We start from the raw sequence: 14,128 nt of genomic DNA on the forward strand, positions 1-14,128 counted from the left end.
GCCTTCTGGCCTGCGGCAAAAATGAAAAAGGGACCCCCCGCACCAGGCGGGGGATCCAAAAGATACGTCGGGTTGGGTTAACCCAGAACGCGGTCGCGCTGTGCGGTGTAGACACCAGACGACAGGTTTTGCCAGCCGGAAGAAGATTTCATCGACTTCATTGCGCTGTCGTGAATTTTCTTGAACAGATCGTCGCCCATGTTTTCGTCCATGACTTCTTTCGAAGCCGCACCGAACGCATCCCAGACCGAGTCAGGGAATTCCATGACCTTGACGCCACCGGCCTGCAGACGCTGCAGCGCGGCGCCGTTGTTGGCGAGGAACTGGCTGAGGTTCCACTGGTGGGCCTCGGCGGATGCGATCTCGATGACTTTCTGATGCGCAGGCGACAGGCCTTCAAAGACGTCACGGTTGGTCGCCACGGACAGACCCGCGCCCGGCTCGTGGAAGCCCGCAGCGTAGTAGGTCTTGGTGATTTCCTGGAAACCCGCCTTTTCGTCCGCCCAGGGGCCGATCCACTCGGTGCCGTCAATCGCGCCGCTTGCAAGCGCCTGATAGACTTCGGCGCCGGGGATGTTCTGCACACTCGCGCCAAGCTTGCCGAGCGCCTTGCCGCCAAGACCGGGCATGCGGAACTTGAGACCGTTGAAATCTTCGGGCCCGTTGATTTCTTTCGAATACCAGCCACCCGCCTGCGCGCCGGTGTTGCCGGCAAGAAAGGATTTCAGGCCGAAGATCTGGCCAAGCTCGTCGTGGAATGCGGCGCCATCGCCGTGGTAATACCAGTTCACCAGCTCTTGCGCGGTCATGCCGAAGGGCACCGAGGTGAAGAACGCATAAGACGGATGCTGACCCACGAAATAATAGTCGGCACCGTGGTACATGTCGGCCTGACCGGCGGTCACGGCGTCAAACACCTCGAAGGCGCCAACCAGTTCGCCGGCCCCTTTGACTTCGACGGTCAAGTCGCCATCGGCCATGCCGTTGATGTTGTCAGCAACGCGCTGAGCGGCGTCAAACACGCCTGCAAGGCCGCGGCCCCATGTGGTGACCATGGTCAGCGTGCGCTTGCCCTGCGCATAGGCCGGCGCGGCCAGTGCGGATGCGGCAACGGCAGCACCGCCACCAAGCGCGGTATTTTTCAGAAAAGAACGACGATCCATATGGTTTTCCTCCCCATTATATCAGTGCCAACGGCGTTTTGGCCGCCTGCGGATCACTTGAAGTGTGCCGACCTTAGAGGCGCATGTTCGATGAGAAAATACCGACTACTGCGTATATGGCGCATTTAAAGCAGAAATTTCGCCGACGCAGGCGCGATTTTGTGATCGGCGTGGGTTGAATAAGGGCAATTTACGCTTGAAGCCGCCGGGCGGCGGGTGTTGAGTTGCGCCATGAAACCCAAAATTCTGACCACCCTGCCCGGCTATACCGCCGGATTGTTTCAGGCCGATCTGTTTGCCGGCATCAGCGTCGCCATGGTGGCGCTGCCGCTAAGTATTGCCATTGCCATTGCCTCGGGGGCCGATCCCGGCGCCGGATTGATCACGGCGATTGTCGGCGGGTTCCTGATTTCGGCCCTCGGCGCAAGCCGGGTTCAGATCGGCGGGCCGACCGGTGCCTTTATCGTGGTGGTCTACGGTGTGATTACCGAGTTCGGCTATGACGGGCTTGTTCTGGCGACGCTGATGGCAGGGGCGATCCTGATCATCGCCGGCTATCTGCGGGCAGGCAGCCTTGTGCGCCACATTCCCGAGGCGGTGATAAACGGCTTTACCATCGGCATTGCCATCATCATCGCCACAAGCCAGCTACGCGATCTTTTCGGCCTTGAAACCGGCGCGCTGCCCGGCGAATTCCTTGAAAAGATCGCCGCCCTCTGGGAGGCGCGCGAGACCTTCAATGGCATGGCCTTCGTGATCGGGGCGGCAACGATCGTGCTGATCCTGGCGCTCAGGCGCGCGGCGCCGCGCTATCCGGGGCTTATCGTGGCGGTCGGTGTAACCTCGGCGGCGGTGGCGGTCTGGGTGCTTCCGGTCGATACGCTTTATTCGCGCTTTGGCGCGCTGCCCTCGACATTGCCAACGCCGGGGTTGCCGTCGATCAGCGTCGAGCGCGTCCTGGCGCTTTTGCCCTCGGCCATGGTGATTGCCTTTCTCGCCGGAGTGGAATCGCTTTTGTCCGCCGCCGTCGCCGACCGGATGACCGGCGGGCGCTATCGCCCCAACGCCGAGGTGCTGGCCAATGGCGTGGCCAATATTGGCTCGGCCCTGTTTGGCGGGATGCCCGCCACCGGGGCGATCGCCCGCACCGCCACCAATGTGCGCGCGGGCGGCAAGACCCCGGTGGCGGGGATGATCCATGCGCTGACCATCCTGTTGGTGATGCTTCTGGTCGCGCCGCTTGCGGGCTATTTCGCGATGCCCGCCCTGGCCGGGCTGTTGATGTTGACCGCCTGGAACATGAGCGAGCCGCATAAATGGCGCGGCTACATGAAAGCGCGGACATCGGACAAGGTATTGCTTCTTCTGACGCTGGTTCTGACGGTGCTGGCCGATCTGACCGTGGCGATTGGCGTCGGGGTGGCGCTTGGGCTTGCGCTTCGGCTGCGCAACCGGCACGTCCCCGAGGCCGAGTGGACCCCGCCGGACGCCTGATGCGGTCGAAACGCTGGATATCGCGGCGGTTTCGACGTATCGCTTTGCCATGACCCGCTTGTTCACCTCTTTTCGGCTCAACTATGGCCAAAAGCTTTTTCTTGTCGCGACGCTGCCGCTGATCCTGACGGCGGTGGCGATTTCGGTGGTGGTGACGCTGCAATCGCGCCAGCTGGCCGAGCGCGAGATCGAAACGCTTGAAACCCAGCTTATCGCGGCCAAGCGCGCCGAGCTGCGCAATTACCTGTCGATTGCACGCACGGCTTTCGTCAACATCTATGGGCGCGCCGCGCCCGATGACGAGGCGGCGATGCTTCAGGTCAGCCAGATCCTGGCGGGCATGCTCTATGGCCAGGACGGCTATTTCTTTGTGTTTGATTATGACGGCAACAACCTTGTCAGCCCGCGCAACACCGATCTGATCGGGCGCAACTGGACCGGGCTTGAAGACCCGAGCGGCGCCCCGATCACCGACGAGCTTATCCGGCTGGCGCGCTCTGGCGGGGGCTATCACAGCTATGAGTGGCGCAAACCCAGCACCGGCGAGCGGGCCCGCATGGTCACCTATGTAATCGGCCTTCAGGATTGGCGGTGGGCGGTCGGTACCGGCGTGTTCATCGACGATGTGGTTGCGGCGGTCTCGGCCTCGCGCGAAAAGGTCGAGGACCGGGTGCAAAAGACCTTTCTCTATATCGGGGCGGCGATGCTGGCGGCGCTGTTGCTTGTTTTCGTGTCCGGGTTGTTCATCAACATCCGCGAACGCCGGCTGGCCGATGCCAAGCTCAAAAAGCTGACCCAGCGGGTGTTTGACGCCCAGGAAGAAGAGCGCGGTCGCGTCGCGCGTGAATTGCATGACGGCATCAGCCAGATCCTGGTCGGCGTGCGCTATGCGCTTGATACGGCCAAGCGGCGGCTGGCAGCGGGCGATACCCGCGCCGGGGACACGCTTGATCGGGGCATTACCCATCTCTCTGGCGCCATTCAGGAGGTTCGCCGCATCAGCCGCGACCTGCGCCCCGGTGCGCTTGACGACCTTGGCCTTGGCCCCGCGATCAAGGCCCTGTCCGAGGGCTTCAGCACCCGCACCGGCATCAAGACCGAGTTCAGCACCGTGGTGTTTCGCAACCGCCTTGATGACGAGGCCAAGATCGCCCTTTACCGTGTCGCCCAGGAAGCGCTGACCAATGTCGAACGCCATTCCGGCGCGACCGAGGTTAAGATCGACGTGCGCGGCCATGCCGATGGCGCGACGCTGCGGATTTCCGACAATGGCTGCGGCCTTGATCAGGCCAAGGCCGAACAGGCCCCTAATGGCGGGATCGGCCTGCGCAACATGCAGGAGCGCATCGAACAGCTTGACGGGGTGCTGCGGGTGATGTCTTCGAAATCCGGCACCGTGATCGAGGCCAATGTGCCGCTGACCCACCTTCTGAAACCGCAGGGCCGCCCTGATCCCGCATCGGATGCCCTCGCCCCTTCCGCCCCCAAGACCAAGGCAAGCGCATGACCAAACCCCGCATTCGCATCGCAATCGTAGATGACCACCCGATGGTCGCCGAAGGCATTCAGTCGATCCTTGAGAGTTATGACGACGTCGAGGTGATCGCCAATCTCTCAAGCGGTCAGGAGATCATTGACACGGTCGGCGCGCTCAATCCGGACGTGATCCTGCTTGATCTCAACATGCCGGGGATTGGCGGGCTGAGCACCACCGAGATCATCCTCGAACGCCGTCCCGAGACCCGCATTCTTATCCTGTCGATGCATGACAGCCCGGAATATATCACCAGCGCCCTTAGCCATGGCGCGGCGGGCTATGTCCTGAAGGACGTGCCCACCGACGAGATAAAGCGCGCGATTGATGCGGTGATGGCCGGGCAACGCTATCTGTGCACCGGCGCGCAAGGCTCGCTCGCGCCCTATGACAGCAGCGACCGCGAACAGCTCACCAACCGGGAACAGACCATCCTGTTGCAACTGGCGCAGGGCAAATCGAACAAGGAGGTCGGGCTTGCGCTCGATATCTCGGTACGCACGGTCGAAACGCACCGCAAGAACATCAAGCGCAAGCTCGGGATTTCAAGCACGGCCGGCCTGACGCGCTATGCCATGGAGCATGGCGTCTTGCAGGGCACCGGCGTGCGCTTGTAAGCGCCGCGCGCCGGGATGCCGTTTGTATAAGTTTCCCCGCAACGCCACGCCCCTGCGCAAATCGCAGGCCTGGCGGAAAAATTCTGGCTCGCTTTTGCAAAAATATACGTAAAATCATGAAACCACCCCTCTTTGCGCAATAAATGCAAAGATTTCACCCCATTTCGCGACATTTTATCGGGCAAACCGGGTTGACGCCCCCCGTCACCAGCCATAATGTCTCGCACACGCAGCAAAGGAGTCGCCGCATGGCAAACCTAGTCGTACTCGTAGGTACATGGCGCATGGGCCGGTAAGGCACCCATAATGGAACCCCATGCGCCCTCGGATCAAACCGGGGGCTTTTTTATGCGAATTGAGTTGATGTCATATACGGAGCAAAGCACATGACACGTCAGATGACCGGAGCGAAAATGATAGTCCAGGCCCTCAAGGATCAGGGCGTGGACGTCGTCTTTGGCTATCCCGGAGGCGCCGTGCTACCGATTTATGACGAGGTATTCCAGCAAAACGACATCAGGCACGTGCTCGTGCGCCACGAACAGGGCGCGGTACATGCCGCCGAAGGCTATGCCCGCTCAAGCGGCAAACCGGGCGTCGTGCTTGTGACCTCCGGGCCCGGTGCCACCAATGCGGTGACCGGCCTGACGGATGCGTTGATGGACAGCATTCCGATCATCGTCCTGACCGGCCAGGTGCCGACCTTCATGATCGGCACCGATGCCTTTCAGGAGGCCGATACCGTCGGCATCACCCGCCCCTGCACCAAGCACAACTGGCTGGTGAATGACACCAAGGACCTGTCGAACGTCCTGCACCAGGCGTTTCACGTGGCAACAAGCGGTCGTCCCGGTCCGGTTCTGGTCGATATCCCAAAGGACGTGCAATTCGCCAGCGCCGAGTACACCTCGCCGCAGAAGGCCCGCACCAGCCATTACCAGCCGCAGGTCAAGGGCGACATGGACTCGATCACCGATCTGGTGGCGGCGATGGAAACAGCCAAGCGGCCGATCTTTTATACCGGCGGCGGCGTGATCAATTCCGGCCCCGCCGCAAGCCAGCTCTTGCGCGAACTGGTCGAGGCGACCGGCTTTCCGATCACCAGCACCCTGATGGGTCTTGGCGCCTATCCCGCCAATGGCGAGCACTGGATCGGCATGCTTGGCATGCACGGTCTGTACGAGGCCAACATGGCGATGCACGGCTGTGACCTCATGATCAACATCGGGGCGCGCTTCGATGACCGGATCACCGGGCGGCTGGATGCGTTCAGCCCGGATTCGATCAAGGCGCATATCGACATCGACCCCTCTTCGATCAACAAGGTGATCAAGACCGACATTCCGATTGTCGGCGATATTGCCCATGTGCTTGAAGACCTCCTCAAGGTGTGGAAATCGCGCGGCCGCAAGGTGAACCGCGAGGGCATCCAGAAATGGAGCGCCAAGATCGCCGAGTGGAAAAAGGTCGATTGCCTGCGCTTCGAGCAAAAAGGCTCTGTGATCAAGCCGCAGCATGCCCTCGCCCGGCTTGAGGCGCTGACCAAGGACCATGACCGTTATATCTGTACCGAGGTCGGTCAGCACCAGATGTGGGCAGCGCAATATCTTGGCTTCAACGATCCCAACCGCTGGATGACATCCGGTGGGCTTGGCACCATGGGCTATGGCTTTCCGGCCTCGATCGGGGTGCAGATGGCGCATCCCGAGGCACTTGTGATCAACGTCGCCGGCGAAGCCTCCTGGCTCATGAACATGCAGGAAATGGGCACCGCGATGCAATACAAGCTTCCGGTAAAACAGTTCATCCTGAACAACGAACGTCTTGGCATGGTACGCCAGTGGCAGCAATTGCTGCACGGCGAGCGTTATTCCTCAAGCTGGTCTGAATCGCTGCCTGATTTTGTCAAGCTGGCCGAGGCCTTTGGCGCCAAGGGGATCATCTGCAAGGATCCCGCCGATCTTGATGACGCGATCATGGAAATGCTCAACCACGACGGGCCGGTGATCTTTGATTGCCTGGTGGAAAAGCACGAAAACTGTTTCCCGATGATCCCGTCGGGAGAGCCGCATAACAAGATGCTTCTGGGTGATGCTTCGACCAAGGATGCGATTGGGTCAAAAGGTGCTGTGATGGTGTGACACCCGTTTTCTTTGAAAGAAAACGGTCCGGAATTTTTCAAAAATTCCGTCGCCAAACCACCGGAACAAAGGAAATCAATATGTCCGCTCTGAAAATCAAAAAAGGCTCGACCAAGCATTCGGCCTATAATCTGCGCCCCACTTTCTCGGACACCACCGAGCGTCACACGCTGGCCGTGCTGGTCGACAACGAACCCGGCGTTCTTGCACGGGTGATCGGCCTGTTCTCGGGGCGCGGCTATAACATCGAAAGCCTGACGGTGGCCGAGGTGGATCATACCGGCCACACCAGCCGGATCACCATCGTCACCACCGGCACGCCGCAGGTGATCGAACAGATCAAGGCCCAGCTTGGCCGCATCGTGCCGGTCCATGCGGTGCATGACCTTACCGTCGAGGGGCCTGCCGTCGAGCGCGAACTTGCCCTGTTCAAGGTCGAGGGCGAGGGCGAAAAGCGGGTCGAGGCGCTTCGGCTTGCGGATATCTTCCGTGCCAATGCGGTGGACAGCACACTCAACAGCTTTGTCTTCGAGATCACCGGCGCGCCGGAAAAGATCGACGCCTTCGCCGAATTGATGCGCCCGCTCGGCCTTGTGGAGATCGCGCGCACCGGCGTGGCGGCCCTTCCGCGGGGCGGCTGAGCGGCCCGCCGCAGGCAAAGACCAAAAGCGGGGCCTCGGATGGCTCCGTTTTCATTTGGGCCCGGCTCGGGGCCGGCCCCCACGCTATCGGTGCTCCTGGGGAACCCAGTCTTCGGTGAGGCTGTTCCAGAACCGGTTCGGATTGTCCTCATCCCTGCCCGCAATATGGCATGTGCGCAGGCAAGGCGTGACAAAAACGACCGGCTCTTCATAGGGATGCGCCGCATAGATTGCCCTGAGAACCTCGACGACCGTCGCCTCGTTGCCCGCAAGAAAGAAGGATAGCTCCTGGCAGGGTACTTCGACCGCCGTTTCTGTCGCGGCATTGCGCCCGCTGCCAAGCGCCCGGAATTGCTGCACTCCGGCGGCGGTTCTGAATGTAACAGAATCGTAGTCGCCGTATCGAAGGGCGTCTTTCCCAAGGACCGCCTCCACAATCTGCGCGGCGCGGGTCTCGGGAACCTGCACAATGATCCGCAGCCCTTGTTCGGCTGTGAACCGGTCGTTATCGAAGTCTGGCAATGTCATCGGAATCTCCGGCTGTTTCATGCCCCTTGTAGCCGGATCACGGCACGGCATGGAAAAAGACGGTTCGTTATCGGCCGAACTCTCAGGCGGCACCTGCGCCGTCGATCGCCTCTTTGCCAAGGCCAAACCAGAGATCGAAGGCCGCGTAGCCGTCCGCGGTGATCATCAGGGCGCGGCTTCCGGCGCGGCGGTCAAGCCAATGCATGGCCAGCGCCCGCTCAAGGATCGCCGTGGCCAAGGGGCCTGAAATATGGTGACGGCGCTCGGTCCAGTCGAGACAGAGCTTTACAAGCGGTTTTCCGGCGCCGGGCTTGGGCATCGCGATCCCGAGCCTGTCACAGAAGGCCCTGCACTGCGGACCGCAGGTGACGGTTTCATCGCCAAGGCGGATCACGCCAAGCGCAGCCAGCCGTTCGGTTATCAGAACGCCAAGCCGCCCCGCCATGTGGTTGTAACAGCTCCGCGCCAAAAGCGCATCCGTCACCGTCTTCGCCCCCTGCGATCTTCGCATCAGGTGATCCGACGGCGACAGGCTTGAAAGCTTTTCAAGCACTTCGGCAACCTCGGGCCCTGCTATCCGGTGATAGACATGGCGCCCGCTGCGCAGCGATGCGGTGAACCCGGCGGCTTCGAGAACCTTGAGATGCACACTGGCCGTTTGCGGGCTGATATCGGCGGCGCAGGCCAGTTCTTTGTTGGTGAAGGCCCGCCCATCCATCAACTCGCACAGAATCCGCATCCGGCTGGCATCCGCCAGCGCCGCGCCAATAATGTCCAATCTCGGGTCTGTTGTCATGCGCGGCAAGCTAGCGCGAAGGCGCCGGGGTGCCCAGACCAATCGCGTACCGGGCACGGATTTCAGACCACGGGTGGCTCTGCGGGCGGCATGAATGGCAGATGCGACGTCCTTTTTGCTGACCGGGCAAATGTCCGCGACCCTACGAAAAATTGTCGCCTTGTGTAAATTCGCGTCGCAGACAGGCGGCTATGGGCATGTTTTTCGGGCAATCATTTCGCAAATTATGGCCCCACGGAGATTCAAAATGCCCCAGCTGACTAATCTGTCCAAGGTAAGCGCCAGCGTGGATACGGCCAATGGCCTTCCCAACGCGCATTACATTGATCCCGCCGTTTTCGAAGAAGAAAAGCACGCACTTTTGTTCTCGCAATGGGCCGGGCTTGCAGTCGCTGCGGATGTGCCGGAACCGGGCGATGCCAAGCCGGTGGAATTCCTCGGCATGCCGCTCTTGCTGATTCGCGACAAGGATGGCGATGTGCGGGTATTTCAGAATATCTGCCGCCACCGCGGCATGATCCTTGTGGAAGAGCCCCGCAAGATCGAAGGCGCCATTCGCTGTCCCTATCATTCCTGGTGCTATTCGACAAAGGGCAACCTTGTCAGCACGCCGCATGTCGGCGGTCCCGGCCATAACACCCACGAGGCAATCAAGCGCAACGAGCTTGGCCTTAACGAGGTGCGCAGCCATATCTGGCGCGACGTGGTCTGGATCAACGTCTCGGGCGACGCGCCCGCCTTTGAAGAGGCCATGTCGGATATCATCGAACGCTGGAAAGAATTCGACCTGCCACTCTATCACGGTGGTCATGACAGCCGCTTCGAGCTTGAGGTGAACACCAACTGGAAGCTCGCGGTCGAAAATTTCTGCGAGAGCTATCACCTGCCGTGGGTGCATCCGGGCCTGAACAGCTATTCCAAGCTGGAAGATCATTATCACATCGAAAAGCCCGGCGCGTTCTCTGGCCAGGGTACGATGGTCTATCGCCAGTTGACGAATGAAAACGGCGAGAAATTCCCAGATTTCGAAGAGGTCGGCAAAAAGTGGAACGAACAGGCCGAATATATCGCGGCCTATCCGAACGTTCTTTTGGGGGTGCAGCGTGACCATGCCTTCGCAATCATTCTGGAACCCAAGGCGACGGACCGCACGGTTGAACATATCCACCTCTATTACGCCGTCCCCAATAGCGACGAGGGCCTGCGCGCGCGCAACACCCAGCTTTGGAAAACGGTGTTCGAGGAAGACATCTTTGTCGTCGAGGGAATGCAGAGAGGGCGCCATGCCACCTATTTCGACGGCGGGCGGTTCTCACCGGTGATGGATAGCCCGACGCATTGCTTCCACCATTGGGTGGCAAGCAAGGTAAGCGCGCATCGCGCCATGGCAAAGGCGGCTGAATGAACGGCCTGCACGAACAGATGCTGGCGGCCCATGAGGCGCGTGACCAGAAGGCTCTGGTCACGCTCTATGCTGCGGCGGCCGATGGCGCGAATGATCTGGATGCGGCCTGTTTTTTCCTGACCCATGCCTATATCTTCGCGCTCGAGGCCGGAGTACCGCAAGCGCGCGATCTGCATGCACGCCTCAAAAGCCACGGGCGCGAGGCCTGACGCCTGCCGCCCAAGGAAATTGGCCGGATTATCGGGTCCGCAGACCTGTTGCCTAGTCCTGCAAATCCCCGGTCTCGACCTCTGCGCCCGCCTCGCCCGCCACACAGATCAGCCGGTAAAGATGCCATGTTGCATGCCCCAAAAGCGGCAATACGACAAAAAGCCCCAGAAACGCCGGCAGCAGCGCCACAAAAGTCAGCACCGCAATCATCACGCCCCAGGCCAGCATCGGCAGCGGGTTCTGCACGACCACCTCGAGGCTGGTCAGCATCGCAGTCACGAAATCCACCTCGCGGTCCAGCAGAAGCGGCAGAGAAATCACCGTGATCGCATAGATGAATAGCGCGAACAGCGCCCCCACCCCGGTGCCGACGCCCAGCATGCCCAGCCCCTCTGGCGTAAGATAAACCTCAAGGGAAGACGACACATTCGTCATTGTCGAAAGTCCGAGAAACAGCGCAAAGATCATATGCGCCAGAAAGAACCAGAACAGGAACACCATGATGATGATCGCACAGATCGACGGCAATTGACGACGACGCTGATGGGCGATCACGCCCATCACCTCCGAGGGCACAAGCGCGCGCCCCTGCTCAAGCCGATGACTGACCTCGTACAGGCCGACGGCCGCAAATGGCCCGACCAACGGAAACCCCACTGCGGCAAAGATCAGCCAATAGCTTTTGCCGGTGCTCCAGGTGACGCCCGCCATGACAAGCCCCACCACAACGTAAACGCCTGCAAAAACAAATGCATAGCCCGGCGCGCGGCGCATGTCGCCCCACCCCCGGCGCAGCGCCTCGCCAAGCATGGCAAAACGGACCTCTCCCATCTCGGGCCGTCCATGCGGCTTGATCTCACTGGCTGGCATATCAAACCCCCTCCCGGTTTTGCCGAAGGTTAGCCAAGGCCGTGCCCGCCGCAAAGATGTAACTTGAATTCAGCTTATGTTCGGGGGGCGCTTCTGGGGCCATAGCGTTGCCTCGTGATAGGCCTGCGCCAGCTCCAACAGGCGCGCATCATCGCCGCGCCGCCCGATAAGCTGAATCCCCATCGGCAGGCCCGCCTCGCCAAATCCCGCCGGCACCGCCACCGCAGGCAAGCCCGCCAAGGAGGCGGGCACCACCACCTCCATCCAGCGGTGATAGGTGTCCATCTGCTGACCATTGATTTCTTTGGGATAGGTCCAGTCCGCCGGAAACGGCCAGACTTGCGCCGTTGGCAGGACAAGCGCGTCATAGCGATCGAACAATCGCGCCGCCGCGGCAAACCAGCCGCTGCGCGTCACGCTCGCCCTGTGCACGTCCAGCGCGCTCAGGCGTTGCCCCGCCTCCACTTCCCAGACCGCTTCGGGCTTCAACCGGCCACTCTCGAGAAGCGGCGTCAGATTGGCCGACACCGCCCAGTTGCGCAGCGTGACCCAGCTCTGCCAAAGCGCATCGCGGCTGAAGGGGGCGGCCAGCGGCTCCACCTGCGCACCAAGGCCCTCGAACACCCGCAAGGCAGCTTCCGAAAGGTCCAGAATACCGGCCTCGAACGGCCATTGCCCGCCCCAATCGCCAAGCCAGCCGATCCGCGCACCCTTGGCCTCTGGCCTGATATCGCTCAGATTCGGCACAGGGCTGCCATGCGGCTGGCGCGGATCGGGCCCCGCCATGACCGCCAGAAGCCGCGCCATATCGCGCGGGCTGCGCGCCATCGGGCCATTGGTCGAAAGCTGATGCAAGAACGTGTCGGCGCGCGGCTCGCCCGGCACCAGCGACCAGCTCGGGCGCATGCCATAGACGTTGCACCACCCGGCCGGATTGCGCAGGCTGCCCATCATGTCCGACCCGTCGGCCAGGCTCAGCATGCCACAGGCCAAGGCCACCGCCGCCCCCCCGGACGAGCCGCCACAAGACCGCCCCGCATCATAGGGGTTGCGCGTCACCCCATGCACCGGGTTGAAGGTATGACTGCCAAGGCCGAACTCCGGCGTGTTGGTCTTGCCGATGAAAATCGCCCCTGCCGCCCGCATCCGCGCCACGTGAAGATCGTCCTTTTGCGCCACCTGACCGGCAAACAGCGGCGACCCCTGCGAGGTCGCCAGCCCCGCCACATTGGCCAGGTCCTTGACCGCGATCGGCACCCCGTGAAGCGCCCCCTGCGCGGGGGCATTGTCGGCCGCGCGCGCCTCGGCCATAAGCGCCTCTTCATCGCGCAGATCGACAATCGCATTCACCGCGCCATTGGTGGCTGCGATCTTCCCCAGCGTGGCGCGCATCAGCTCTTGCGCGCTGATCTCCCTGCGCATCTGCATCCCGACCAGTTCGCCCGCTTCACGCCCCGTGATATCCATTGGTCATCTCCCTCAGTTACCGCGCGACGCTATGGCCCCGCGATGCAGAGCACAACAGCCTGTTTCTTCTTGCTAAAAATATCCCGGGGGAATCGCTGCAAGCGATGGGGGCAGCGCCCCCAAATACCGCCCGCAGCCCCGGCCTCACCCCTTGGCCGAGGCGCGCTTCCTTTCGGCAATAACCTTTTCCGCCAGGTCCCGCGCAATCGCAAAGGCGCCCTTGATGCGGTCGGTTTCACCTTTCCAGTCGCGGCGCACGACGATCTTGTTGTCACGTACCTTGGCCAGACCGCGCTGATCGCTGATGAATTCGACAAGCCCCTGCGGTGAGGCAAACTTGTCATTGTGAAACTGGATCGTTGCCCCCTTGGGCCCGCCGTCAAGCTTGGCAATCCCGGCGCGTTTGCACATCGCCTTGATCCGCACCACCAGCATCAGCATGTTCACCTCGCGCGGCAGCTTGCCAAAGCGGTCGATCAACTCGGCGGCAAAGCCTTCCAGTTCAACCTTGGTCTCCAGCCCGCTGAGGCGGCGATAAAGCCCGAGGCGCACATCGAGATCGGGCACATAGGCCTCGGGGATAAGGACCGGTACGCCAAGATTGATCTGCGGCGCCCATTGGTCATCGGCTTCCGACAGGCCCTCCATCTGGCCCGACCTGATCTTGGCAATCGCCTCTTCCAGCATGGATTGATAAAGCTCATAGCCGACGTCGCGCATCTGGCCCGATTGCTCTTCGCCCAAGAGGTTGCCCGCCCCGCGAATATCGAGGTCCTGGCTGGCCAGGGTAAAGCCCGCCCCAAGCGTATCAAGGCTCCCGAGTACGCGCAGCCGCTTTTCGGCGCCGGGCGTCAGCGGCGTGCGCGGCTTGGTCGTCAGATAGGCATAGGCCCGCGTCTTCGAGCGCCCGACCCGGCCACGGATCTGATAGAGCTGGCTCAGGCCGAACATATCGGCGCGGTGGATGATCATCGTGTTGGCGGTCGGGATATCAAGGCCGGATTCCACGATGGTGGTCGCCAGAAGCACGTCGTATTTGCCGTCGTAAAAGGCGTTCATCCGGTCATCGAGCTCGCCCGCCGCCATCTGGCCGTGGGCGATGACATAGCTGACCTCGGGCACCTGGGTTTTCAGGAAACCCTCGATTTCCGGCAGGTCGCTGATCCGGGGCACCACGTAAAACGACTGCCCGCCGCGATAATGCTCGCGCAAGAGCGCTTCGCGAAGGGTCACGCTGTCGAACTCGCTGATATAGGTGCTGA

General features: G+C 61.5%; 13 protein-coding genes. 7 read left to right on the top strand and 6 right to left on the bottom strand.

Annotated elements, in window-relative coordinates:
- Positions 1-77: 77 nt before the first annotated feature.
- Entirely contained in the window at positions 78-1,163 is a 1,086-nt protein-coding gene (locus QZ522_RS12670) for a TRAP transporter substrate-binding protein (RefSeq protein ID WP_294612008.1), read from the bottom strand.
- A 231-nt stretch (positions 1,164-1,394) separates the two neighbouring features.
- On the opposite strand from QZ522_RS12670, the gene QZ522_RS12675 reads away from it, so the two are divergent.
- The 5 genes from QZ522_RS12675 to ilvN all read left to right on the top strand — a co-directional run bounded on the left by QZ522_RS12675 (position 1,395) and on the right by ilvN (position 7,590).
- The gene (locus QZ522_RS12675) at positions 1,395-2,657 is read left to right on the top strand and encodes a SulP family inorganic anion transporter (protein WP_294612010.1); all 1,263 of its coding nucleotides are present in this window, start codon (positions 1,395-1,397) and stop codon (positions 2,655-2,657) included.
- A gap of 49 nt (positions 2,658-2,706) precedes the next feature.
- Entirely contained in the window at positions 2,707-4,164 is a 1,458-nt protein-coding gene (locus QZ522_RS12680) for a cache domain-containing protein (RefSeq protein WP_294612013.1), read from the top strand.
- On the top strand, positions 4,161-4,808 hold the full coding sequence (locus QZ522_RS12685; RefSeq protein WP_294612014.1) for a response regulator transcription factor: 648 nt from the start codon (positions 4,161-4,163) through the stop codon (positions 4,806-4,808). The genes QZ522_RS12680 and QZ522_RS12685 overlap by 4 nt, the downstream gene beginning before the upstream one ends.
- A 386-nt stretch (positions 4,809-5,194) precedes the next feature.
- Positions 5,195-6,949 (top strand): acetolactate synthase 3 large subunit, encoded by a 1,755-nt coding sequence (locus QZ522_RS12690; protein WP_294612017.1) that lies wholly within the window; start codon positions 5,195-5,197, stop codon positions 6,947-6,949.
- Between the two features lie 80 nt (positions 6,950-7,029).
- Positions 7,030-7,590, top strand: a complete 561-nt coding sequence (ilvN, locus tag QZ522_RS12695; protein WP_294612020.1) for an acetolactate synthase small subunit — start codon at positions 7,030-7,032, stop codon at positions 7,588-7,590.
- An 84-nt stretch (positions 7,591-7,674) separates the two neighbouring features.
- On the opposite strand, the gene QZ522_RS12700 is transcribed toward ilvN, so the two are convergent.
- Together QZ522_RS12700 and QZ522_RS12705 are read right to left on the bottom strand one after the other, a co-directional pair.
- Positions 7,675-8,118: a hypothetical protein gene (locus QZ522_RS12700; RefSeq protein WP_294612023.1), complete on the bottom strand. Its 444-nt coding sequence runs from the start codon at positions 8,116-8,118 to the stop codon at positions 7,675-7,677.
- A gap of 82 nt (positions 8,119-8,200) precedes the next feature.
- Entirely contained in the window at positions 8,201-8,896 is a 696-nt protein-coding gene (locus tag QZ522_RS12705) for a metalloregulator ArsR/SmtB family transcription factor (RefSeq protein ID WP_294612026.1), read from the bottom strand.
- A gap of 265 nt (positions 8,897-9,161) precedes the next feature.
- Between QZ522_RS12705 and QZ522_RS12710 the strand changes: the two genes are divergently transcribed.
- Together QZ522_RS12710 and QZ522_RS12715 are read left to right on the top strand one after the other, a co-directional pair.
- Positions 9,162-10,319: an aromatic ring-hydroxylating dioxygenase subunit alpha gene (locus QZ522_RS12710; RefSeq protein ID WP_294612028.1), complete on the top strand. Its 1,158-nt coding sequence runs from the start codon at positions 9,162-9,164 to the stop codon at positions 10,317-10,319.
- On the top strand, positions 10,316-10,528 hold the full coding sequence (locus QZ522_RS12715) for a hypothetical protein (RefSeq protein ID WP_294612030.1): 213 nt from the start codon (positions 10,316-10,318) through the stop codon (positions 10,526-10,528). Before QZ522_RS12710 ends, QZ522_RS12715 begins: the two co-directional genes overlap by 4 nt.
- Positions 10,529-10,580: 52 nt before the next feature.
- Here QZ522_RS12715 and QZ522_RS12720 read toward each other — a convergent pair whose 3' ends face one another.
- The 3 genes from QZ522_RS12720 to QZ522_RS12730 all read right to left on the bottom strand — a co-directional run.
- On the bottom strand, positions 10,581-11,399 hold the full coding sequence (locus tag QZ522_RS12720; protein ID WP_294612033.1) for a DUF2189 domain-containing protein: 819 nt from the start codon (positions 11,397-11,399) through the stop codon (positions 10,581-10,583).
- 69 nt (positions 11,400-11,468) lie between these two features.
- Entirely contained in the window at positions 11,469-12,866 is a 1,398-nt protein-coding gene (locus QZ522_RS12725) for an amidase (protein WP_294612036.1), read from the bottom strand.
- Positions 12,867-13,010: 144 nt separating this feature from the next.
- Positions 13,011-14,128 (bottom strand): TRCF domain-containing protein (locus QZ522_RS12730; RefSeq protein WP_294612039.1); only part of this gene is annotated, 1,118 nt, incomplete at its 5' end.

The organism is uncultured Roseovarius sp., assembly GCF_913054395.1.
GTDB lineage: Bacteria > Pseudomonadota > Alphaproteobacteria > Rhodobacterales > Rhodobacteraceae > Roseovarius.

Bases quoted from the DNA above. Each gene is read 5' to 3' on its own strand.
- QZ522_RS12680 (WP_294612013.1), top strand. From the start codon at position 2,707: ATGACCCGCTTGTTCACCTCTTTTCGGCTCAACTATGGCCAAAAGCTT.
- QZ522_RS12720 (WP_294612033.1), bottom strand. From the start codon at position 11,399: ATGCCAGCCAGTGAGATCAAGCCGCATGGACGGCCCGAGATGGGAGAG.
- ilvN (WP_294612020.1), top strand. From the start codon at position 7,030: ATGTCCGCTCTGAAAATCAAAAAAGGCTCGACCAAGCATTCGGCCTAT.
- QZ522_RS12725 (WP_294612036.1), bottom strand. From the start codon at position 12,866: ATGGATATCACGGGGCGTGAAGCGGGCGAACTGGTCGGGATGCAGATG.
- QZ522_RS12670 (WP_294612008.1), bottom strand. From the start codon at position 1,163: ATGGATCGTCGTTCTTTTCTGAAAAATACCGCGCTTGGTGGCGGTGCT.
- QZ522_RS12710 (WP_294612028.1), top strand. From the start codon at position 9,162: ATGCCCCAGCTGACTAATCTGTCCAAGGTAAGCGCCAGCGTGGATACG.
- QZ522_RS12715 (WP_294612030.1), top strand. From the start codon at position 10,316: ATGAACGGCCTGCACGAACAGATGCTGGCGGCCCATGAGGCGCGTGAC.
- QZ522_RS12685 (WP_294612014.1), top strand. From the start codon at position 4,161: ATGACCAAACCCCGCATTCGCATCGCAATCGTAGATGACCACCCGATG.
- QZ522_RS12675 (WP_294612010.1), top strand. From the start codon at position 1,395: ATGAAACCCAAAATTCTGACCACCCTGCCCGGCTATACCGCCGGATTG.
- QZ522_RS12690 (WP_294612017.1), top strand. From the start codon at position 5,195: ATGACACGTCAGATGACCGGAGCGAAAATGATAGTCCAGGCCCTCAAG.
- QZ522_RS12700 (WP_294612023.1), bottom strand. From the start codon at position 8,118: ATGACATTGCCAGACTTCGATAACGACCGGTTCACAGCCGAACAAGGG.